Origin of the sequence: Stenotrophomonas sp. BIO128-Bstrain (genome assembly GCF_030128875.1) — a bacterium.
Taxonomy (GTDB): domain Bacteria; phylum Pseudomonadota; class Gammaproteobacteria; order Xanthomonadales; family Xanthomonadaceae; genus Stenotrophomonas; species Stenotrophomonas bentonitica_A.
In genome coordinates, this window is sequence record NZ_CP124620.1 from 1,527,144 (window position 1) to 1,550,377 (window position 23,234).

General features: G+C 63.0%; 16 protein-coding genes. 9 read left to right on the top strand and 7 right to left on the bottom strand.

Annotated features, from left to right (window positions below):
- Positions 1–16: 16 nt before the first annotated feature.
- The 5 genes from POS15_RS06835 to POS15_RS06855 all read left to right on the top strand — a co-directional run bounded on the left by POS15_RS06835 (position 17) and on the right by POS15_RS06855 (position 6,115).
- Entirely contained in the window at positions 17–922 is a 906-nt protein-coding gene (locus POS15_RS06835) for a LysR substrate-binding domain-containing protein (protein ID WP_019183706.1), read from the top strand.
- A gap of 101 nt (positions 923–1,023) precedes the next feature.
- A complete protein-coding gene (locus tag POS15_RS06840) occupies positions 1,024–2,202 on the top strand; it encodes an MFS transporter (protein WP_019183707.1) in 1,179 nt (392 codons plus the stop codon).
- Between the two features lie 164 nt (positions 2,203–2,366).
- Positions 2,367–4,022, top strand: coding sequence for an acetolactate synthase large subunit (locus POS15_RS06845; protein ID WP_019183708.1), 1,656 nt, complete (start codon positions 2,367–2,369; stop codon positions 4,020–4,022).
- Between the two features lie 33 nt (positions 4,023–4,055).
- Entirely contained in the window at positions 4,056–5,438 is a 1,383-nt protein-coding gene (locus tag POS15_RS06850) for an aldehyde dehydrogenase family protein (RefSeq protein ID WP_026069855.1), read from the top strand.
- A gap of 155 nt (positions 5,439–5,593) precedes the next feature.
- Positions 5,594–6,115, top strand: a complete 522-nt coding sequence (locus POS15_RS06855; RefSeq protein WP_019183710.1) for a DUF6622 family protein — start codon at positions 5,594–5,596, stop codon at positions 6,113–6,115.
- A gap of 54 nt (positions 6,116–6,169) precedes the next feature.
- Here POS15_RS06855 and POS15_RS06860 read toward each other — a convergent pair whose 3' ends face one another.
- On the bottom strand, positions 6,170–7,285 hold the full coding sequence (locus POS15_RS06860) for a hypothetical protein (protein WP_284129271.1): 1,116 nt from the start codon (positions 7,283–7,285) through the stop codon (positions 6,170–6,172).
- Positions 7,286–7,569: 284 nt separating this feature from the next.
- Positions 7,570–7,779, bottom strand: coding sequence for a hypothetical protein (locus POS15_RS06865; RefSeq protein WP_284129272.1), 210 nt, complete (start codon positions 7,777–7,779; stop codon positions 7,570–7,572).
- Positions 7,780–7,786: 7 nt separating this feature from the next.
- Here POS15_RS06865 and POS15_RS06870 point away from each other — a divergent pair, with 7 nt between their 5' ends.
- Positions 7,787–8,470 carry a BRCT domain-containing protein gene (locus tag POS15_RS06870; protein WP_284129273.1) on the top strand — a complete coding sequence of 228 codons (684 nt, stop codon included), beginning with the start codon at positions 7,787–7,789 and terminating at the stop codon, positions 8,468–8,470.
- A 141-nt stretch (positions 8,471–8,611) separates the two neighbouring features.
- On the opposite strand, the gene POS15_RS06875 is transcribed toward POS15_RS06870, so the two are convergent.
- The gene (locus POS15_RS06875) at positions 8,612–10,189 is read right to left on the bottom strand and encodes a PQQ-dependent sugar dehydrogenase (protein WP_284129274.1); all 1,578 of its coding nucleotides are present in this window, start codon (positions 10,187–10,189) and stop codon (positions 8,612–8,614) included.
- Between the two features lie 65 nt (positions 10,190–10,254).
- Here POS15_RS06875 and POS15_RS06880 point away from each other — a divergent pair, with 65 nt between their 5' ends.
- The 3 genes from POS15_RS06880 (at position 10,255) to POS15_RS06890 (ending at position 13,962) form a co-directional block, all read left to right on the top strand.
- A complete protein-coding gene (locus tag POS15_RS06880) occupies positions 10,255–11,733 on the top strand; it encodes an aldehyde dehydrogenase family protein (RefSeq protein ID WP_200899474.1) in 1,479 nt (492 codons plus the stop codon).
- 426 nt (positions 11,734–12,159) lie between these two features.
- Positions 12,160–12,879, top strand: a complete 720-nt coding sequence (locus POS15_RS06885) for a GNAT family N-acetyltransferase (protein WP_284129275.1) — start codon at positions 12,160–12,162, stop codon at positions 12,877–12,879.
- Positions 12,880–13,233: 354 nt separating this feature from the next.
- Positions 13,234–13,962, top strand: coding sequence for a DUF4365 domain-containing protein (locus POS15_RS06890; RefSeq protein ID WP_284129276.1), 729 nt, complete (start codon positions 13,234–13,236; stop codon positions 13,960–13,962).
- A gap of 132 nt (positions 13,963–14,094) precedes the next feature.
- On the opposite strand, the gene dsr1 is transcribed toward POS15_RS06890, so the two are convergent.
- Genes dsr1 through POS15_RS06910 form a run of 4 tightly spaced genes read right to left on the bottom strand, consistent with a single transcriptional unit; the run spans position 14,095 to position 23,221 of the window.
- Positions 14,095–17,877: an anti-phage defense-associated sirtuin Dsr1 gene (dsr1, locus tag POS15_RS06895; RefSeq protein WP_284129277.1), complete on the bottom strand. Its 3,783-nt coding sequence runs from the start codon at positions 17,875–17,877 to the stop codon at positions 14,095–14,097.
- On the bottom strand, positions 17,878–19,023 hold the full coding sequence (locus POS15_RS06900; RefSeq protein WP_284129278.1) for a restriction endonuclease subunit S: 1,146 nt from the start codon (positions 19,021–19,023) through the stop codon (positions 17,878–17,880). It abuts the gene before it with no gap.
- Positions 19,020–20,816 carry an N-6 DNA methylase gene (locus POS15_RS06905; protein ID WP_284129279.1) on the bottom strand — a complete coding sequence of 599 codons (1,797 nt, stop codon included), beginning with the start codon at positions 20,814–20,816 and terminating at the stop codon, positions 19,020–19,022. The genes POS15_RS06900 and POS15_RS06905 overlap by 4 nt, the downstream gene beginning before the upstream one ends.
- Before the next feature lie 14 nt (positions 20,817–20,830).
- Entirely contained in the window at positions 20,831–23,221 is a 2,391-nt protein-coding gene (locus tag POS15_RS06910) for a DEAD/DEAH box helicase family protein (protein ID WP_284129280.1), read from the bottom strand.
- Positions 23,222–23,234: the final 13 nt, after the last annotated feature.

Consider the following 23,234-nt stretch of genomic DNA (forward strand, 5'->3'; position numbering starts at 1 on the left):
GAGGTCTGGCGTTTCAGTGATCGAGACCCGCCTGCTCCAACAGTTCATCGCGGTCGCCGAGGAACTGCATTTCAATCGCGCTGCCGAGCGGCTGCACATGGCGCAGCCGCCGCTGAGCCAGGCCATCCGCAGGCTCGAAAGCGCCTTGGGCACGCCGCTGTTCGTGCGGACGCACCGCAGCGTAGCGTTGACGCCGGCCGGAACCGCATTTCTCGATACCGCCCGCCGCACCCTGCAGTCGCTGGAAGCGGGCGTGGCGCAAACGCAGCGGGTGGCCCAGGGCATCGAGGGCCATCTGACCCTGACCTTCATCAACATCGCCCCGTATGCCGCGTTGCTTCAGGCACTGCGCCGGTTTCGAGCGCTCAACCCGGGCATAGCCTTCACGATGCTGGAGGCCACCACCCAGGAGCAGGTAAACGCGCTGGAACAGGGCAGGGCGGATATTGGCTTCATGCGCACGCCGGGCACCACGACGCCGCACCTGCGCATGGAGCGCCTGTTGAGCGAACCGATCTGCGTGGCGCTGCCGGCCGGCCACCGCCTTGCCGCGGAACCGGGCATCCACCTTGCGTCGCTGAAGGAGGAGGCGTTCGTCGCCTCGCCACGGTCACTCGGCAAAGGATTTCATGACCAGCTGATCAGCCTGTGCCAGGCCGCCGGGTTCGTGCCCGATATCGTGCAGCAGGGCCGGCAGATGCAGACCCTGATCGCGCTGGTGTCCGCCGGCTTCGGTATCGCGTTGCTCCCCGCTTCGCTGGCGATGGAAGCCCGCGAGGATGTGGTGTTCCGGCCGCTTCAGGTGGATGCGCCGGAGGAAGCGTCACGGCTGGACCTGTTGATGGCGTGGAACGAAACCCGGCCGTCAGCGATCCGCGACCGCTTGCTACAGGCAGTCCTGCAGACCCGTTCTCCATCCTGAGGTGACGAGACGCGCGGCGTCTTGCTGCGGTATGAAACCCGTCCTTCACCCGCGCATGGCCAGGCACTAGGCTTCTGCGGCCCTGCTGTGAAGGACCCGCCATGCCTGCTGCCATCTACGTGTTCTCGCTGTGCGCCTTTGCGTTCGGTCTGTCCGAATTCGTCGTCGCCGGCGTATTGACCGCCATTGCCGACGACCTTGGCGCGCAGATTTCTCTCGTCGGGACGGCCATCGCCGCCTATGCCTTGGGCGCTGCCATCGGTGCACCGCTCATCACCGCACTGGTCGCCCATTGGCGGGACCGGCAGATCCTGCTGCTGGCCACTGCGTTGCTGGCGTTGGGCAGCCTGCTGATGAGCGCCTCGCCCAACCTGGTCACCCTGCTGGTCATTCGGTTTGTGGTCGGCCTCGGCCACGGTGTGTTCATGGCGGTAGCCTCGGACGCCGCGACCCGGCTGGTGGACCCGCAGCGGTCCGGTCGGGCGTTGTCAGTGGTGTGGATCGGATTGACGCTCGCGCTGGCCTTCGGCGTGCCGATCGGGACCTGGCTGGGCAGCGCGTGGTCGTGGCGCGTGGTCTTCATGGCGATCGGCGTGCTCAGTGTGGCCGGCATGCTCGGGCTGGCACTGTGCATGCCCGAGCATGCCGGCTCCACCCGATCCCGGGGCGGTGCGTGGAAGGGCGTGAAGGCCATCACCCATCCGCAGCTGCTGACGACGGCCGGCATCGGCGCGCTGGTCAGTGTCGCCACGTTCTCGTTCTTCACCTTCGTCTCGCCCTATCTGCAGCAGATCACCGCTGTGGATGTGCAGTGGCTGAGCCTGGGGATGCTGCTGTTCGGCACCTGCGCGATCGCAGGCAATCTGCTCGGGGGATGGCTGGGCGATGCGATGGACGGGGATCGCAGCCTCCGGCTGGCGTTGATCGCGCTGGCGTTGAACCTGATCGGGCTCTACGGCTTCGCACGTATCCCAGCCTTGATGATGCTCCTGGTCGGCACGCTGGGCATCTGCTTCTTCTCGATCGTGACGCTGCTGACCCTGCGTCTGCTCAGGCAGGCCCAACAGCTCATCCCCGCATACAGCTCTGTGGCCGCGGGGTTGAACATTGCCTCGTTCAACCTTGGAACCGCGCTGGGCGGTGCCTTGGGCAGCCTCACGATCAGCTACGCGACGCTGGCCTCGGTACCGCTGACAGGCGCCGTGGCCGCGGTGCTGGCGGCGGTCGTGTTGTATCTGCAGAAGCGACGGATGCGCGCGCCGGCAGCCTCAACCGGCTGAGTAGCGACCGAGCGCCCCCATCCACATGCCTCCGTGAACCGCCGGGCGTAGTTGCTCCCCAGGATCTTTTCGATGCGCGCGTCAGTGTGCCCGCGCTGGCGGCCACACGGCAGCGACATCCGCCCCGGTATAGTGCCCCTGACTTCACCGCAAGGATCGAAGCTATGCAGAAGGGCTCGGATCTACTGGTCAAGGCGCTGGAAAACGAGGGCGTCGACCGCATCTTTGGTGTGCCGGGCGAGGAGAATCTGGACTTCCTGGAGTCGCTCCGGACCTCGCGCATCGAGTTGGTGCTCACCCGCCACGAGCAGGCGGCCGCGTTCATGGCAGCCACCCACGGCCGGCTGACGGGCAGGCCCGGCGTGTGCCTGGCCACCCTCGGCCCCGGCGCACTGAATTTCTCGACCGGCGCGGCGTATGCCCACCTGGGCGCGTGGCCGATGATTCTCATCACCGGCCAGAAGCCTGTCATGAGCGCCAAGCAGGCACGGTTCCAGATCGTGGATATCGTGGCGTCGATGAAGCCGCTCACGAAAATGACGCGCCAGATCGTCAGCCCTGCCGCGATTCCGGCCACCGTACGCGATGCCTTCCGGGTGGCCATGGAAGAGCGCCCCGGGCCGGTGCACCTGGAACTGCCGGAGGATGTCGCAGGTGAGGAGGTGGAGGATGTGCCCATCATCCCCATCCACCCGCTGGAACGTCCCATCGCACCCTCTGCCGCGCTCGACCGGGCGGAAGCGGCGATCCTGGCCGCCAAACGCCCATTGGTGATGATCGGCGCGGCGGGCAGCCGGCCATGGCTTGCCGAATCACTCTCCGCATTCGTTGCGCGCACGCGCCTGCCGTTCTTCAATACACAGATGGGCAAGGGTGCGGTCACCGGCGGCTCCAACCTCTACATGGGCACGGCCGCGCTCTCCGAGGGCGACTACGTGCACGAGGCGGTCGCCCGCGCTGACCTGATCATCGCCATCGGCCATGACACCATTGAAAAGCCACCGTTCCTGATGAAGAGCGGCGGCGGACCCAGGGTCGTGCACATCAGCTTCCAGTCCGCGACGGTGGAGCAGGTCTACCAGCCGGATATCGAAGTGCTGGGCGACATCGGGGCTTCGGTGGATGCCCTGGCCGAACGCCTGGAAGGGCGGTTGCCTGCGGACGAGGGCATGATCGCCCTGCGCCAGAGAATCCTGGCCCGCATCAACGACCGCGCCGAAGAGGACCGTTTCCCGGTCACGCCGCAGCGGCTGGTGCATGACGTGCGCCAGTCCATGCCGGACGACGGCATCGTCTGCCTCGACAACGGCATGTACAAGATCTGGTTCGCCCGCAACTACCGCACGCACGTGGCCAACACGCTGCTGCTGGACAACGCGCTCGCCACCATGGGCGCTGGCCTGCCGTCGGCGATGATGGCAGCCATGCTTTACCCGCAGCGCCGCGTCATGGCGGTGTGTGGTGACGGCGGCTTCATGATGAACTCCCAGGAGATGGAAACCGCGGTACGCCTGGGGCTCAACCTGGTGGTGGTGATCCTCAACGACAGCGCCTACGGCATGATCCGCTGGAAACAGGCAGTGGATGGCTTCGACGATTTCGGCATGCGCTTCGGCAATCCGGATTTCGTGAAGTATGCCGAAGCCTACGGTGCGAAGGGGAGCCGGGTGACCGCGGTCGAAGCGCTGGTGCCGATGATCGAGGCCGCTTTCGCCGGCGGCGGCGTCCACGTGCTGGATGTACCGATCGACTATGCCGAGAACACCCGCGTGCTGGTCGATGAACTGCGCAACCGCACGCCGGACGTGGGCTGTGATTGATCGTCATCCCTGATGCTGAGCAAGGAACCCAACATGCTGACTGTCGTCCAGGCGTTCGACCGTGCCCCCATCGCCGAGATCGGGCTGGATACCGCCGCGGCCCTGGAGCGCAAGCTCAGTGCCGCCGAGCGGGTATTCAAGGACCGCGACGGCTGGCTCGCGCCGCACCAGCGCATCGCGATCCTGCGCCGGCTCGCCGCGCTGATGGACGCCAGGCGTGATCATCTGGCGCTGCAGATTGCCCGGGAGGGCGGCAAGCCGCTGCCGGACGCCATCGTCGAAACCACACGCGCCATCGACGGTGTCCACAACGCCGCCGACGAGCTGCGCAACTTCGCCGGTCGCGAAATCCCGATGGGGCTGTCGGCCGCGGCGGAGGGGCGTTGGGCGTTCACCACGCGGGAGCCGATCGGCGTGGTTGCCGCGATCTCTGCGTTCAACCACCCACTGAACTTGATCGTCCACCAGGTGGCGCCGGCCATCGCCGTCGGGTGCCCGGTGATCATCAAACCTGCCTCCGCGACGCCACTGTCGTGCCTGGAATTCGTCGCGATGGTGCACGAAGCCGGGCTGCCCGAGCCGTGGTGCCAGAGCTTCCTGCCGGAGGGCAACGACCTGGCCGAGGCGCTGGCCACCGACAAGCGGGTGGCCTTCCTGAGCTTCATCGGCTCGGCCAGGGTAGGGTGGTCGCTGCACGCCAAGCTCGCACACGGTGCGCGTTCGGCGCTGGAACACGGCGGGGTCGCCCCGGCCATCGTCGATCGCAGCGCCGACCTCGGCAGGATCATCGAACCGGTCGTCAAAGGCGGCTACTACCATGCAGGCCAGGTGTGCGTCTCCACCCAGCGCGTCTTCGTCCACGAGGATGTTGCCGATGACTTTACCCAGGCGCTCATCGCACGGGTCGAGCGCCTGCGCACCGGCGACCCCACACTGAAGGACACGGATGTCGGCCCGCTGATCCAGCCACGCGAGGCCGACCGCGTCGCTGAATGGATTGACGAAGCGGTAAGTGGCGGTGCGCAACTGGCCACCGGCGGCAAGCGACTTTCCGAGACCACGCTGCAGCCCACGGTGCTGCTGGATCCGGCCAGCGACGCACGGATCACCACGCAGGAAGTGTTCGGGCCGGTGGTGGCGGTGTATCGCTATACCGACCTGGACGAGGCGATCGCGCGTGCCAACGCGCTGCCCACCGCGTTCCAGGCGAGCGTATTCGCGCAGGATATCGATATCGCCATGCGCGCCGCCAACCGGCTGGATGCCTCGGCCGTCATGATCAATGATGCCACCGCGTTCCGGACCGACTGGATGCCCTTCGCCGGGCGCCGCGAGTCGGGGTATGGCACAGGCGGCATCCCGTACACGATGCGGGACATGTCACAGGAGAAGATGATCCTGATGCGCAGGAGCTGATCGGGCAGGCGACGTCTACGGCGCTGGCTGCGTAATGTACGTCCGGATGCCTGACACCTGTCACTTGTGACGGGTCGGTGCAAAGCGAGAATGGACCCATTCCCGCACGGCGCTGCATCGCCGGCACCCACCCAGCTCAAGGACGCCCCGTGAACATGCTGCATCCCCTTCTCTCGAACACCCCGGTGTGGGTCTGGGCGCTTCTGGTCTTTCTGGTCGCACGGGGCGTCGCCGCCATGAAACCTGGAGAAACCTCGCTCACGAAACTGGCCATCGTGCCGACCCTTTTCGTGGCGTGGGGCATCGTGTCGATAAACCACCGGTTCGGCAATGCCTGGGAAGCATGGGGTCAGTGGTCGGTGGGCATCGGTGCAGGCGTGGGGCTTGGATGGCTGCTGCTGCGCCGGGCAACGCTCACCCTGAAGCCGTCGACGGGAAAGCTGTGGCGCAGTGCGGACTACAGTCTCCTGCCGCTGCTCCTGGTGACCTTTGCGGTGAAGTACGGCTTCGAGTGCGCGCTATCCGTATCCCCCTCACTGAGCGCGGACGGCAGTTTCCGTGCCGCGTATCTGCTGCTGTCTGGCGGGTTCACGGGCATCTTTCTCGGCAAGTATCTGCGGTACCTGCGCGCGTCTCGGCTTGCTGCACCGGACAGGACCGTGGATGCGGTGGGCTGAGTTGGGGCCGGCGCACATCGGCGGTCATGTTGATTCGCTTGACCACCATGCAGCTTAAGGCGATGCCGGCTTCACGACGTAGCGCTCCCAGTAGCCGGCAAGCTGAGCCGCCTTTCGGTTGCCCAGCTCGCTGCCGAGGGTCTGCCGTATCCCTGCTGCTTCCTCGCCACGTTCGGCACGGTATAACTCGCGGGCCGTCTCGAGCAGCGCCCGCTGGCGTACGTTGAGGTTACCGAAGGGGTCGAAGTAAGAGTCAAGGCGTGAGGCGTCAGCTACGCCAGTCCAGGTGAAGCGTGTTTCGCCCGCCTCCGTGGCAATGGATCGGTACCGGTCCACTGCCATGGCCGGCGCGATCCTGCCTTCCAGCACATCCAGGCGCGTCTGCAGCAACGCGACTTCAGGCGAGTTGCGCTCTACCTTGAGGGCTTGCACCGACTCCCGAACAAACGCGCGGTCCATGTTGCCGGTGCCGGACTGGACGCCCAGCAGGTTGAAGCTGGCGACAGCGGCGTGGTACTCACGGCGCTCCTCCCGCTGCACCAGCGCCTCACCGGGTTCGCCGAGGCTGGAGGGCTGTACGATCCGCAGGTCCGGGGAAGCGGCCAGGATCGCTTCGATGTCCCGCTTGTGGAACTCGCCAACCACCACGACAACCGTGCCGCCGGGGCGCGCTTTCACCGCGGCGGCTACCCGCTGCGCCTGCAGGTAGGTGCGATAGAGATACAGCCTGCGTGGCAGATCATCCGCTGCCCGCTTGGCCGGCGTTGCGGCCCACTGCGCGATCCGCTCCACGTCCTTTGCCTCGTCGGCGTGGAAGAGATCCCGCGTGAGCTGGCTCGGGGAGGGGAATGAAAGGAACTGCTGGAACCCGCTGGCAGGGCGCAGTTCCGGCGGCGCCCCCAGGTCCAGGCCGAATCCAAGCTTGGCATCTTCGACGGGTGGCTCCCAGTCGATGGGACACAGATCGATCCCGTTGCGCCGGGCGAAAGGAACCACGACGTCCTGAACTTCGTAGGTGAACTCGTAATAGTCGTTGCGTGCGAAGGCCTCCGGCGACCGCTCGATGCAGATGGCATCGGGCCTGGCATGCGCCAGGAAGGCCGCAAGGCGGGCAGGGCGGTCATTTCTGGCCACAAGCTGGGCAGCGTGGTCCACGCCAAGCACGATCACGGTTGTCGTCCCGTCGGCGGCCTTGGAACCTGCTCCGGCCGTCGCACACATCAACAGCAGCGCTGCCGAGAAAAATAGACGCCTCACACGTACTCCCTCCATTCCATCGGAACCAACATAGCGTGCACAGCCCCCTGGCTCGTGTGCCATTGGTTGTAGTCACGCCGCAGCTGCGATGCTGCAACTGGATCGTTACAGGGGCCAGCCTGCCTCTGGCGCCAGATGTCAATGACGCGGTAAGTTTCCATGACACGCCGCTGGACGGCGTCCAACAGGGACGTACCTCAATGCACCCCGATCACCGCAGCTACTTCAGGTTCACCTCGAAAGCCCGACTGAACAAATCCGTCAACGCCCTGATCGGCATCGTCGAAGGGATCGTGATCGACGGCCGGATCAATCCCCTTGAGCTCGACTACCTCAACCTGTGGTTGGTCGAGCACGAGGCAGTGCGAGAGCAGCACCCCATTCAACGAGCTGGTGCCGGTTGTCACTACCGCCGTGGCCGACGGCGTCCTGACCGAGGAAGAGCGCGCAGACATCCTGTGGCTGTGCGAACGGCTGCGCTCCACCGAGTTCTACGCCGATGTGACTGCCGACCTGCAGCGATTGCACGGAATCCTGGGGGGCATCGTTGCGGATACGCACATCTCCGTGGAAGAGCTCCGCGCCCTGTCAGATTGGATGGCAGATCACGAGCACCTGAGGACATGCTGGCCATTCGACGAGGTGGGGAGCCTCATCACAGGCGTACTCGCCGACGGACAGATAGACCCGAAGGAACACGCGTTGCTCCTCGCATTCTTTGCGGAGTTCACGCCACTGCTCGACGACCGCACGATTACCAATCCGCTCGTACTGAAAGAACAGAGGATCGTCGGCTTGTGCGCCGTGGATCCCGAGATCAACTTTCTGGATAGGGGCTTTTGCTTTACCGGCGCATCGTCACGCTTCACCCGCACCGAGTTCCAACAGATCGTCGAGAGGCTCGGGGGATCGGCCCACGCGGCCCCATCGAAGAAGGTCCACTACCTGGTCATCGGCGCGGAAGGCAATCCTTGTTGGGCCTTTGCCTGCTACGGGCGCAAGGTCGAAAAGGCCATTGCGCTTCGTAAGTCAGGGTCACGTGTCGTACTCGTTCACGAGCTCGACTTTCACGATGCATTGGCCGATCACGGCGGCTGATTCGCCTGGGCCGCCAGCAGCTTCAGGGCCAGCGATACCCCCAGCGCCGGTGGCACCGCGCTTGCCTTCGGCGCGGGCCTGCTGGCGAGCGTGAGCGTGCGGGGTCAATCCTCCGCACGTGACTTCACCTGAGCGACGTGCTCACATCGTTTTTTCCGGTATCAGTCTAAGTAGCTTGCCGTCCACCCCATCGGTGAGCGCATAGACGGAGCCATCTGCAGCGACCATGACGTCACGAATCCGTTCACCCAATTCGACAAGCAGCCGCTCCTGGCGCACCACGCGATCACCGTCACGAACGAGCCGGCGGATGCTCCGCTCACGCAATGCAGGCACCAGTAGATCTCCCTGCCATCCCTTGAAGAGGGCGCCTTGATACACGGCAAGACCGGAGGGCGCGATGGACGGCGACCAGATCACCTCAGGGTCCTCGAACGCCTTGTGCCGGGTAAACGGGCTCACCCGGGCAAACGGGTAGTCGATCCCGTGACTGAGCATCGGCCAGCCGTAGTTTGCGCCCGGTCGAAGTCGGTTGAGCTCGTCACCGCCGCGCGGCCCGTGTTCGCTGATATAGATGGAGTCTGTGACAGGGTCATGCACGATGCCTTGTGGGTTGCGATGCCCGGAGGTGTACAGGGGCGCCACGCTCGCGCCAGGCGCGAGATGGATGCGCATCACCTTGCCCAGTGAGTTGCGCACATTCTGCGCTTCCTCCCGGCGGGCACTACCGTCGCCCACGGTCATCAGCAGGATGTGCGTGTCGAGAAAGGCCACGCGGCCGCCGTTGTTGCCGTCGCTGGCTTTTGGCGTGGATTCGAAAAGAATCTCCACCTGTTCCATGGACCACGCATCGCCAACGCGTTCCAGCGCGCCACGGATCAACCGAACACCCACGCCGCGTTGATCTCGATAACCCTGCGTCAGATAGACGCGGCGATCGGTCTCGAAATCCGGCGACAGCGCAATGTCCATCAGGCCGATCACGCGTTCACGCTGATAGCCCGCGGGCATTTTGGATAGATTGACGTCCACACGTGCACCGGCGCGGTCAATCAGCTTCAGGCGGCCAGCCATTTCGGTGACGAGCAGCGTTCCGTCGGGCAGTCCCGCCAGCGACCACGGCCACTGAAGGCCGCTGGCGACGGTCGCGACCTGGTAGCCTCCTGCCGCAGGCGGCTGTGCACGTTGCGCCGTCGGCTGCATCAACATGAATGAGGCAAGCGGAAGCAGCACCAGGCCAGCCGGCAACAGCCAGGCCACGCCGCCGTGGGGGTGCGTTTCGCGCACGGTACGCGCCCTCAGCGTGTAGCTCACATAGCCGCCCACCAGCCCACACAGGCTGAGCAGGGCGTAGCCTGGAAGCTCCCGGATGGCGGCGATCGCCGGCATCGGAATCACACTGCGCAGCAGCGCGAGCACGACCGCCAGCCCGGCTACACCGGCGAGCAGTGCGCAGGGCAGGGCATGGAGGCCAAGCCGGCGCAGAATTGGCTGCAGACCTGACGCAAGCACGCCGCCGGCCAGCGAAAAGCTGAACATTACAGGTCCGAACCGAGCCAGATCTTCCACGGTGACTGCGGCCCGTGCCGGCCAGCTGACGTCCAGGCCCAGCTGGGTAAGGGCATGCAGATTGATCTGGGTCTGGAGCAGGCTGGCAACAGCGGCCGTCGCCAATGCAGCAGTGAGGGTGATTGAGACTGTTCGCAACCAGGAGCGCATGCAGGGAGTTGGTCAAAGCAGGCCGAATCCACACTCTAACAATGAGATCCGGTGAACCTCCAGTGATGCATTCCGTTGAAGAATTCACAGCGGAGGAACTGCACGGCGGCGACCCTCTACGGATCTTCCCTCTACGTAAAGCCTCTCTTCCCATGACAAACAAGCAACTCACGACCATCAATCCGTTGACCGAAGAAGTGCTCGCCACCTATTCCTACATGTCAGACGGCGAAGCCGCCGCCACGGTGAAGGCAAGCCATGACGCATTTCTTCAGTGGCGTCTGCGCAGTCTGGATGAGCGAGCGAAAGTCATCGCGGACATCGCCAAGGCGCTTCGTGCGCGCAAGGAAGAGTTTGCGCAGCTCATGACCGACGAGGTCGGCAAGCTCATTGAAGACAGCCGTGCCGAAGTCGAGCTGTGCGCCAGCATCTGCGACTACACCGCCAAGCAAGGGCCCGTCGCCCTGGCCGATGAAGAGCGCGAGGTGGAGGGCGCCACCGGCATCGTGACTCACGCCCCGATCGGCGTGGTTTACGGCATTCAGCCGTGGAACTTCCCGGCCTATCAGGCCATCCGCTATTCCATCGCCAGCCTGATGGCGGGCAACGGGGTGTTGCTCAAGCATGCCGAGAGCTGCACCGGGAGTGGGCTGCTGCTGCGTGACATCTACGAAAGCGCCGGGCTGCCCAAGGGGCTGTTTGGGGTGCTGCTGATCACCCACGACCAGTCCAATGACATCGTGGAGAACGACCTGGTGCGCGCGGTGACGCTGACCGGGAGCGAGGCCGCAGGGCGCACCGTGGCCGCCAAGGCCGGCGCGGCACTCAAGAAGACGGTGCTCGAGCTGGGCTCGAATGACGCGTATCTGGTGCTGGACGACGCCGACCTGGACCTGGCGGTGAAGACCTGCGTCAAAGGGCGCCTGTTCAACAACGGGCAGACCTGCGTCAATGCCAAGCGCTTCATCGTGACAAAAAAGAATTACGAGGCGTTCGTCAGCGCCTACGCAACGGCGTTCGAAGCTATCCGCATGGGTGACCCGAATGCCGATAACACCCAACTCGGCCCCATGGTCTCCAAGGCGCAGCGCGACAAGCTGCACGAACAGGTGACCAAGAGCGTCTCCCAAGGGTCACGTCTGATAGTTGGCGGCGAAGTGCCGGACCGCACCGGCTGGTTCTACCCGGCCACGGTGCTGGCGGATGTGGCACCGGGGCAGGTGGCCTACGAGGATGAGCTGTTCGGCCCTGCAGCGGCCATCATCCGCGCCGAGGACGATGAGGATGCGATGCGCATCGCCAACGACAGCCGCTACGGCCTGGGCGGCGGCATCTTCAGCCGCGACGTGCAGCGCGCCCGGGAGCTGGCCAGCAAGTACTTCGACACCGGCATGATCTTCATCAACACCTTCGACGTGGCATCGCCAACGCTTCCGTTCGGCGGCGTGAAGGCATCCGGCTATGGCCGCGAGCATGGTCCGGAAGGTCTGAAGGAGTTCGTGAACGTCAAGTCGATAAAGATTGCGGCTACAGCGTCGGCTTGATTTCGGCACCGGCACCGGGCTGCCGGACTCTGCGCCTGCTTGCGGTGGCCGAGCCGGGTAGGGCGTCGGGCGCAGGCTTGAAGCGGTAAGCTTCCCCCAGCTACAGGGGGAAGCTCATGCTCAAAAGGATTTCAGCAGGATTGCTGCTTTTTCCGCTGAGGCCCTTACTCTGTCGCCCGAGGCCCAACGCTCCGGGCGCCATGGACCGTCGGACAGCGTGATGAACCTGCCACCCTTGGGGTCCGAGGACTCCAAGCATTCGGGAACGGCATGTATCGGAAGTGAGTTGCGTCAGGCTCCGCTCCATACCTCATTGATAAGGGTGCGTTATCAGGGGTAGGGTAGATGTCCGGTCCTGGCCGGAAGCAGACAGCTGCGAGCCCCGCCTCTAGAATCGGCGTTGCCAGGCTAGGTTTGGGGGAAACAATGCAGCAGTGGAATTCCGCAGTCGACTCCTACTGGCATGGACTCTTCGACTCCGGTATCTGTGTGCCGACTGCAGATGAGTTCAGCCTGGTGATCAACCCGCACCTTGGCACTGCGCGGCGAGCAATGGTCATGGTGGCTAACAATGGGTGCACGCGTTCCGCAGTGTCTCCATGCGTGGCCTCTGCGCTGGGAATCGCGTCGGACGGTATTCCGGTCTCAGTATCATGGCTGCGCCAGGCACTTCACGCCGCAGGCGTTGAGATGCATGCGCCCGATGTCATCTATTACGTGGCAGCCGCCGGAGTCTCCGCAACGCGGAGCACCACCTTGGTAGAGGTACGCCCGTTGGCGCCTGACGATGCAGCACTGTTCGATGGATTCATGGCACAGATATCACCAGCCGACCAGGACGATGCGTCCGTGGAGCTCGGGCACTGGGCGGCCTTTGGCGCGTTCGTGGAATCGGAGCTGTTGGCTGTCTCCAGTCTCTACCCATGGGGTGGCGCGGCCATTGCCGATATGGGAGTGCTGACCATGCCACGAGCGCGCGGTAAGGGCATCGCCAGGTCTTTGATACTCGCGATGATTGAATACGCCGGCAAGCACGGGTATGAGGCTCAGTATCGCTGTCAGTTAGACAATGTGGCGTCGAATGGGCTTGCAAAATCTCTCGAGTTGGCGCCGTACGGAAAGTGGGAGGTCGCTTGCCTGCCTTAGAATCGCAGGGGTCTTGAAAGGAGGTCAAGGTAGCGATGTACGGCGAGGTCTGCGCTGCGGCATATGTCTGCTTCTGGCCGGAAGCGGACATCGGCGGGGCAGGGGATTAGGAATGTTTATCGGGGGCAGGGGAGGGCACGTGCCGTCCCGTCGCGCGCATCTGAACCTCTACCGGAGCGGAGAGCTTGCAGTAGTGGCAGATCTCTCTCCTGGCTGGTTCGCTGGCTTGTACGCCGTGCCCGATAGCCCTAAGATCTAGCTGTATTAAGGGGATGGCCCACCATGCGGTGAGCTATGGATGAATCGAATAACCGGACCCAAGCATCCGGCTATCAGGTAGTCAGGTCTACTCACATGGCAAAGCAGTACCCAAAGAGGTCAATCAGTGGCGACGCTGGCGAGCATTTCGCGGCGTACAAGTTTACACAAACCCTAAAGTGGCCTTGTCGACTTCAAAGTGTCGATTTAGGCATCGACGCAGAATTGGAGATTTGTGACCAGCAATTCTCCGCGACAGGAAACGTGGTCAAACTTCAAATAAAGTCCTTTCAAGAGTTGTCAGGATCACAGCGTCACGATGTCTACGTTGATGACTCAGATATCGACTATTGGCAGCGATTCTCAGTCCCAACCATAATCGTCTGCGTCGACCTTAAGAACGAGAAAGTGTACTGGAAGCCGATCAGCGCGACAGAAGCCTACGCGACAGGTGGGGCATCTAGAAAAATCACATTCAATTTGTCTGAGGATGAATTGAAACCTGAAGCAACGAGCAAGATTTCCTCTTTAGCATCACCAGATCACTTCAAAGATATTTTAGATTTGATCACTGAGGCAGAGTCCATCTACAAAAGACAAGTTGCTTCGGATGTGTTCGCCATTTCTGGCGATGAATTGGATGAAATACACAAAGTTAACGACACCTTTGAATCCATTGTTTCAAGAATAGAGGAAATTCGTCGCCATTACCCTTGGCGCATCAGCGAATTCTCTTCAAAAAAAATAGAGCGAATGAAAAGTGAGATGTACCGTTACTGGAACTATGCTGAGGTGAGTTGGAGAAATGGCGTCAATGGCATGTAGGTCTAGCGATTGGTCAAGCCGGACTCGTTATGCAAGTCGGCGCAATCCAGAGTTGAACACCCGCTACTGGCGGTAGCGGCGGCCGGAGGGGCGGTGGATTAGGAAGATTTATCGTGGCTACGAGCTCAGATCTTATCTGCGCCCGCTCTGTCTTAAGTACACGATTAGCTGTTGAAAACGTGGATCCGTATCGAGGTCAGGCGCGACCGAGCTTATCTCCTCGAGGCAGTCACCGAGGTCACTGGACGGCCATTGGGTTTGATCCCCTATCACCAGACTCAGGAAGTCCAGTGCATGTTCGGGGAACCTGCCGCAGAGGCCTGCCTCTTGTAGCCGATGCACCAGGTACTCCGGGTGAGCCGCTGGTAGCAACCAGCCGCGGAGCAGCGTCAAAGCCTCGGGGAACGCATCTTGTGCTGCCACACAAAGGCGGGCCAGGCTTTCGGCGATGGCGGGTGAAACGTTGTCTCGCGTCTTGGGCCAGATGGCATGCAGATACGGGGCAACCCGGTTAGTCCAATAGTCGGCACGTTGCTCACCCGCACCCTCCAGGGCTCTGACCAATGCCTGTGCAGCATCGTGCAAACCATCCGGTGGCAGTGCGCGAGTGGCGGCTGCCAGCTCGGTAGTGGTGAAGGTGTCACTCGCGTCAAGAGCGGCGAATGTCAGTAACGATGCGTATTGTCCATCGTGCTTGCCCAATGCCGCGTAGTGGCGCGGGGTGTCTAGGAAGGCCGGCTTGAGCTTTTCCATCAGCGGGCGGTACAGGCGCGGTGACCACAGGAATCCTTCCCACGCTGCACGTGCTTCGGCTTCCGAGCGCTGCCAGTCGAAAAGCGGCAACAGGTGTTGTGTCGCCCAATCACCATCGACGCGGAACAAGGCTATGACATGGGCCGCCAGCAACACACGGCCATGCTGATACTTGTCGATCTGGGTATCGCAAAGCTCGGTGAGCATGCTCTTGATCTCTTCCGGCAAGCCTTGCCCATCCTCCAGCGACCGTCGATACCACCAGCGTAGCAGTGCCTCGGTGACGTGCCCCACGGGATGATTGATGGCTCGCCCGACGGGATCATCGGTATCACTGCCACCCTGATGATCCTGCGCCAGGATACGACGAGCGAAAGCGAAGAAGAGTGCTTCGTGACCTTCGAAGGTCTTGGCAATGGCCTGTAGCCACCAGCTGACACCATGGGCGAGCGTCTGCAGTACCTTGTCAGGTGCGGTGGCCAGGATCGGCGCCATGTAACGCCAGGAGCGCTTCAGGAGTTTTTCCTCAGACCAGGCCTGCAGGGCCTCTCGCCAGCGCTCTGTAGGCCACACACCTTCTCTGGCCAGGGCGCATAAGGCACAAGCGGTCGTGGCAAAGTTGTCGCGACAGCGCTGCCGCCAGTCATCCTCTTGCCAAGGATCTGGGCTGGGCTGCTGCCTCAACCACTCGATGAGTTCACGGCGACTACGCGGTGCGGCGACGAACTTGCTCCACTCGTCGACATCGCCCATCCAGAAAGGAAATTCGTCGCGCTGATCTGCAGCGATTCGCCACTCAGGATACTGAGCTGAAAGTCTGTCCAGTCTGTCTCTGGCGACGCTGCCCAATATCGTGCCGACGTCGGCGATCTTTGCCAGCCGGAGCCATATTTTGTGGTCCACGATATGGATCCAGCGCTCCAGCTCGATGTCCTCCTTGAACATGCCGCGCGGAGGACCGCCGAGCACGGCCTGTTCCAGTTCGTGCAGCATCATCTCATCGAGGTGCGGCGCCAGTGCGACCAGCAGTCGCATGGCCTCCCGTTCGGTTTCCACCGACCACAGCCACCAGTTATCGTCTGACAGTAGCCAGTCGAGTGCCTTGCGATGGGGGATTACATTGTCCTGTGCCGCGGCAAAGAAGGCGAGGCGTCGGAACAGCGGATAGGGCGTGTGCCACCAAGACTCCGCCACGAGGACAGCCCGCGCCGGTGATTGTGCAACTGTGGCGAGCCACGCATCTCGGGTCAGGTCGATCAATGCGGTCCAGTCGCGGAAGTCCCGGTTCTGTGGATGTTCACTGATCGAGGGTTGATGCAGGTAGGAAAGGTCGCTCCTGTCCTCACCGCTACCGAGCTCGCGCATCAGATCAAGCGCGTCGCGCAACAGGGCGCTTACATCGGACAGCAACTCCGGCAATGCGGCATCCCAGCGCTCATCCCTTGGGAGATCCCGCAGGCTGGAATGGACGTGACCAGCCGACAGCACGATCTCCCATTCCACCAGCTCCTTGACGCGCTCCGGCTCGCGACTTTGGCCGTCCTCTGCGGGCCCTTGGAACGGTTCGCGCAACTGTACGCGCGGTGTCAACATCTCGCGCAGTTCCAGGCGCAGGGTTGCGGTGAGCCCATCGCGCTTGAAGCGGTTGCGCCAGCTATATAGGTCGAAGTCGCGCAGCCACGATTTCACGCGCCCGGTCAGCAGCAGCCGCCATAGGATGCGCATCAATGGTCCGGGGATCGCGCTGGGTGCGCCTTCACGAATGCGCGCCAACTCGGCGGTATTTCCCTCGCGTTCAAGTTTGGCCAGCTCGTCCAGACGCTGTCCGATCCACGAGACCAGATCGCCATGCAGCTGGCCGCCGTGCTTGACCAGCCATAGCAACAGTGCCGGGTCGTCGAGATGGCGAATCAGCCAGCGCGCCAGTTGTCGCATCACCTCGTCTAAGTGGCAGCCACGCGTGCCGGCATCGGCTAAACACATCAAAGGAGCCAGAGGATAAGGCGAGGGTCGGCGGGTCAGGCTGAAGGTGAGCTTGTCATCCACGGTTGTTCTGGGCGGGACACCGAAGCGGCCTAGGTCGGCATGCCGGTAGCGTTCCTCGCTCAGTGGCACTAGCCAATCCAGCGAAGGCACCGGGTCCAGATCGGCAAAGCGTCTGGCGGGCAAGCCGCCAGCATCGCTCAGTGCCCACAGCAGGCGGCCGACGAAGTCGTCCTGTCGGGTGCTCGCCAAGGGGCGAGCCATGGCGCATTCGACCACGATGCGCTCCTTGCCGTGCACGCCATCGCGGTAGGTCTCAGCCCAAGCCCGCAGGGTCTTGTGCAGGTAGGCGTGGCGGTTATGCTCGCGGTAGAGGATGGGGGTGACGTTCTTGGCTCGCCACTCGTTGGCCCGTTGCTCTTCCTTGCCTTTGGAAAAACTGCCGAAGGCGAACATCTCCGGCGGCGACTCACCCAGCAGACGGTCGGCTGCCAAGGCATCCATCATGTAGCGCAATACTGGGTCGTTGATGCTGTAGCCGACGAAGCAAACGGTGTAGTTGCGGAACAACTCGCTGACGAAACGCGCTGCCCAGCGCTCGGTGAGGTAGGCCAGGCCGAAATCGCCGCTGGAGACGACCAAGCGATCCAGCTCACTCGCGGTCGATGTGGCGCCAAGTAGTCCATGTAGATACACCAGGCCATCCCAGCGGTTCTTCGGCACCGGCAGGAGTGGTGCTTGAAACCGCTGGATTGGCAGGGACTTCGCCGCAATCACCTCCTCGAACAGACGATCGAAATTGGTGGTAATGAGGCGTGTATGGCCATTGCGACACTTGGCCAGCGTCAGCAATGCATCATGTGTGGCGATCGCGTTTGGGGCGCTGAGATCGGGTGTCAGGATGCCGGCCAACGCCCGGCGCACCGTCTCGCGGCCGCCGACGATGTCCGCTTCCAGCAGGCCGATGGCGGTATCGAACTGCCCGGCCTTGATCACGGCCTGCTGCACCGCGTTGGGTGTGGTGGCCAAGGTTACATATACCTTCGCCACCAGCCCGGAGAAACCCGGCAGGCGGGCCGGGTAAGAGATGCCCGCGCCGCAGAAAAACACCACGCGCCCGTCCTCGTGCGCCTGCAGCAGGCGTTCGGGGATATCGGGGCCGTGGCGGACGAACTGCATTCAGTGAGCCCCGGAGAAAACGCGTTCCAGCGTCGCCGGGATCAGCGCGTCATTGGCCTGACGGATGGTGGCGTGGCGGGATCTCAAGAGGGATTGCCGATCGAGGATTTCAACAACCTTGCGCTGCTTATCCTCCGGTGGCATCGGTAGTTCGACATTCAGGAATTGCTCTGGTCGGGTCCGTTCGCGACGAGCGCCAACTCCGCGCGTGGCGTCTTGAAGGAGGCTCCAGAACCAAGGCGTCCGGGCCAGTTCTCCGATATATGCGGGCGTGGCTTCACCTGGAACGCAACGAAAAGTGCGGTACTCGGGTGACACATACATTCCCGCAAGCTCGGGGGCGCAAAGTGCAAGTGCACCTTCCCATCCTTTCACCTGGCTCAATACCAGCGCATCTACGTAGAGGCGATTGAAGGCTCTGTAGGAGGTTTCTGTGCCTGCCACTGCGGCCTTCGGAAACAGGCCGCCACCGAAACCACGCACGCCGACTTGCGGATACTCGCTGTCAGCTCGAACAGGCACGGGCTCTTCGTGCAACTCGACAACGTCACCGAGCCGCCTCACTCGATCACCTGACAGCCTGTAGTGCAGGCTGAGAAACAGCGCTGCGGATTTTTGTTCGATGGCGTTGAGCCGCTCGTTTACCTGCCGCACCTTATCGGCCAGCGTGTCGAGTCGGCTGACAATGGCTTGTTGTTCGGAAAGCGGCGGCAGCACGATTTGCTGTGCGAGAAATCGATCCTCCTTGATGCGAACGCGGTTGGTTGTGCCTTCGCTGGCCGCCTTGCACAGATCGACGAAGTGACGTGAGCGCACCATCCATCCCATGAATGCCGGAGCGAGTTGTCTGCTGTTGGAAAACTCGAAGGAAGGAAAGTCGTTGCTGACGATCGCACCATCAAGCTCTTGCGGAACCAGCCCGATTGCGCCGTTGCGGGCGTCGATCTTGGAGAGGATCAGCTGGTTGGCACGCACTACACGTCGCGGAGTAGTGACATCAGCACCGCGAACTTTGCCACGGCTGATAACGCCTTTTCCCCAAAGACGGATGGTGACTTCGTCGTACTCGACGTCCGGCACGCACACGGCAGGCTCGCTGGAACGACAGAGCACATCGCCCAGTGCGATCTTCGGCCACTGGCTCATCCCTGCACCTCGACTACCAGAGCCTCGATCTCCACGAGCAGGCGCAGCACATCTTCCTCACCCGCGCGCATGGCGGCCACCAGGTCCTTCGGATCGGCGTGCTCTAGCCCTTCGGCGGCATGCGGGTTCTTCAGGTCCAAGTTGTAGATCGGCCAGTAGAGCGCATCGCCCTCGGCCTGCGCTGCTTTGGCGGCGGCCTCATGCGTCTGCTGCTGCGCCTTCAGCTCGCGCAGCTGCGCTTGCAGCGCGGCCTTGTCGCCATTGGCGGCATAGCCGATGGCCTGATCCAGTTCGCGGATTGGCTTGCCCAGGGCGAGGGCGCTGGCGCGCTCGGTTTCGGCTCGTTGCCAGTGTGGTGTGGCGGCGTCGATGGCGGCAGCGCGTTTGGCGGCGAAGTCCACGCGCCAGGCCTGCGGGCCTTCCTCGCGGGCGTTCCACCAGTCGAGCACGGACTGAAAGGCCTCGAAGGGTAGCGGTGCGGTCTTGCTGTACTTCTTGCGGCCCTCGGGCTGCGGCAGTTCGTAGTACCAAATGGTGTCGGTCGGGCAGCCGCGCTGGAAGAACAGCAGGTTGGCCGGGATGTCGGTGTAGGGCGCGAACACGCCTTGCGGCAGGCGCACGATGGTGTGGAGATTGAACTCCTTGAGCATCTCCTCCTTGATGACGGCGCACACGCCATCGCCAAACAGCGTGCCGTTGGGCACCACCACGGCGGCGCGGCCTCCCTGCTCTGCGCCATGCCCGGCATAGCGCAGCTTGCGCATGATGTACTGCAGGAATAGCAGTGCGGTTTCGGCCGTCTGCATGTTGGCCGGGAAGTTGGCTTTGATGCCGGCTTCTTCCTCGCCGCCGAAGGGCGGGTTGGTGAGGATTACGTCCACCCGCTCGCTGTGGCCGATCTCGGTGATGCGCCGCTCCAGTGTGTTGCCGTAGGCGATCTGCGGCGCTTCCAGCCCGTGCAGCAGCAGGTTCATCTGCGCCAGCATGTAGGGCAGCGGCTTGGCCTCCTGCCCGAACAGCGTGTCGCGCTGAAGGGTGCGGCGCTGGTCCGGATTGGTCACCTGCTGATTGAGGTGGTTGTAGGCCTCCACCAGAAATCCGCCGGTGCCGCAGGCAGGGTCCAGCATGGACTCGCCAAGGCGCGGGTCGGTGACCTGCACCATGAAACGCACCACCGGGCGCGGGGTGTAGAACTCGCCCGAGTCGCCGGCAGCGTCGCGCATCTCGCGCAGCATGGATTCGTACAGGTGCGAGAGGGTATGGATCTCCTCGCTGCTGCTGAAGTGAATGCCGTTGACCTTGTTGATGATGTCGCGCAGCAGGTAGCCGCTGACCATGCGGTTCTGTACGCCACGAAACACGTTGGCGATGACCTCGCGCTGGCTGCCTTTCTCGCCGCTGCCAGCCAGGCCGCGCAGATAGGCAAACAGACCCGCGCCGCGCGAGCCGTCGGCACGGTGGCATTCGTCCTGGTTGATGAAGGCCAGCAGTTCATCGCCGGTCAAGCCATCCTCACGCGCGGCCCAGTCGCGCCAGCGGTAGGAGGATTCGATGATGGGGTGATAGGGCTTGCCGTCGAGCTCCGCTTCTTCCTCATGCACGACTTCGAGGTCGTCGAGGAACTTGAGGAACATCACCCAGGTAAGCAGCGGCAGGCGGTCAACGTCGCCATTGAGGCCCTTGTCCTTGCGCAGGATCTTGCGGGCGCTGCCGATCAGCGCCGACAAGTTGTCGCGCGTGGTCAGCGGTGCCTTGGCACGTTTGGTTCTGGTCTTCTTTTCGGTTGCGGCCATTCAGGAACTTCTCGTCATTGGTAAAGAGCCGTCTGCAGGCGCGAGACGGCTTCCTTGAAAGGTTTGATGCCTCCGAAATGCCGGGTTGCGATTTCGGACGGGCTGCCGAAGCGGTCGAAGGGTTGCACCTTCATCAGCACGGAAAGGGCGTTGAACTGGACGATGCCGCGTTCGATGTACTTGTCGAGCAGCAGCGTGAGGATTTCGCGGGCCGAATCGCCGTACTGCTCGAACAGATCCTGCGCTGCCTTTCTGGCCTGTTCCGCGCGTTGGTGGCGGGTGAGCAGCGGCGCGTTCCAGGCCAGATGACACAGCAGATCGAAGGCGTCGGCGTCCGGCTGATCGGCGCTAGCCGCCAGCTCCTCGAAGCTGATGCCGCGCTCGGTCAGCTCACGCAGCACGTCAGCGCGGGTGTCGGGGTTGGCCCAGGCGGATTGCAGCGCATCGCGAGTCGGGTACAGAGTCCGAACGGTGCGGCCCGAGTATTCGGTGTACTTGACCACTTGTAGTTTTTTGCCGTCGGTGTCGAGGTCGTAGACCAGATGGCCGATCACCTCGATGTCGCCACCGTCGACGTAGAATTTGCGCGGTTCCTCCGGCGGTTCGGTGAGGATCTCGCCTTGGCCTGCGTCGGCGTCTACGGTGTAGTCGGCCTGCGGCTCTTCGACGCTGGGGGGCGTTTCGATGACTGATTCAATGGTCTCGCCAGCCTCATCGATGGTCACTTCCTCGATGCGTGCGGGATCGCCATCGAAATCCGGATCGGCAAAGTGCCGGGTGGCGGTGCCGGTGAAGTCGATGATGTTGAAGTATTCCTTGCCGTAGTCGACCTTCAGTCGGGTACCGCGCCCGATGATCTGCTTGAACTCGGAGCGGGAGCCGACCACGCGCGCCAGCACCACGTTCTTGACCATCTCGGCGTCAACGCCGGTAGTCAGCAATTGCGAGGTGGTCAGGATCACCGGCGTGGGTTTGTCCACGTCCTGAAAGTGCGCGAGGTGGGTAAGGCCAATGGTGCCTTCGTCGGCGGTGACGCGGCAGACGTAGTCGGAGTATTGCTTGACCAGATCGCTGTTGAGGTTGATCAGCTCTTGGCGCATTTCGGCTGCGTGCTCTTGGTCGACGCAGAACACGATGGTTTTGGCGAAGCGGTCGGTGCCCTTGAGGAAGTCGGCAAGATGCTTAGCGATGGCCTTGGTGCGTGCACGCAGCGCGATGACGCGCTCGAAATCCTTGGTCTGGTATTCGTCGTCCGGCACTGGGCGGCCGAAACGGTCGAGCTCGTCCTTGGACGGACGCCAGCCAGCGGCATCCACCGTGGTGATCACGCGATGCACGCGATAGGGCGCGAGGAAGCCATCCTCGATGCCCTGGCGCAGGCTGTAGGTGTAGACCGGGTTGCCGAAGTATTCGTAGCTGTCGCGCGATTCCTCGCGCAGCGGCGTGGCCGTCATGCCGAACTGTACGGCAGGCGCGAAGTAATCGAGTACCGCACGCCAGTTGCTGTCGTTGCGGCTGGAGCCGCGATGGCATTCGTCGATGATGATCAGATCGAAGAAGTCCGGCCGGTACTGGCGGAATACGTCTTCATTGGCGGTGGACAGCGCCTGATAGATGCCGAAGTACATGTCCCGGCTCTGGCTCACATCGCCCCCGGCGATCTTGTGGCGGGCATCGCCAAACGGCGCGAACATCTTGGCCATCGGGTCATCGACCAAGATGTTGCGATCGGCCAGGAACAGGATCTTCGGGCGCCGGTACTCGCCGGTGCGGTTCCAGCGGCTGCTCCACAACTTCCAGCACAGCTGAAACCCCACGCAGGTCTTGCCGGTGCCGGTGGCCAGCGTGGCGAGCACGCGCTTCTGACCAAGCAGGATGGCCTCGATCACGCGGTTGATCGCGATCTGCTGGTAGTAGCGCGGCACCTTGCCCGAAACCAGGTTGAAGGGTTCGAGCAGGTGGGGTGTGGCCGGATCGGGTAGATCGGTAGCAGCGGTCAGTCGCTGCCAGAGTTCGGCGGGCGTGGCGAAGCGCTCCACCTCACGCTCGGTGCCGGTGGTGTAGTCGATCTCGATGATACGATGGCCGTTGGTGGCATAAGCGAACTTCAGGCCGAGAATCTCGGCGTACTCTTTAGCCTGCTGCACCCCGATTTCCGCCGGTAGCCCCAGTTCTTTCGCTTCCACGACGGCCAACGGATAGTCGCGCCGGTAGTACAGCAGGTAGTCGGCGCGCTTCTGCTTGCCACGGCGCACGCGACCACCGGTGACCATGATGCGGCCATTGGTGAAGGTGCGCTGCTCGCCGATCACGTGCGGCGCATTGCCCCATTCAGCCTCGACGAGCTTGGGTGTGACCAGTTCCCGGCAGGTGTCAGCCTCGCTCACGATTTCGCCAATTGTCATCAGTGCCCCCGTA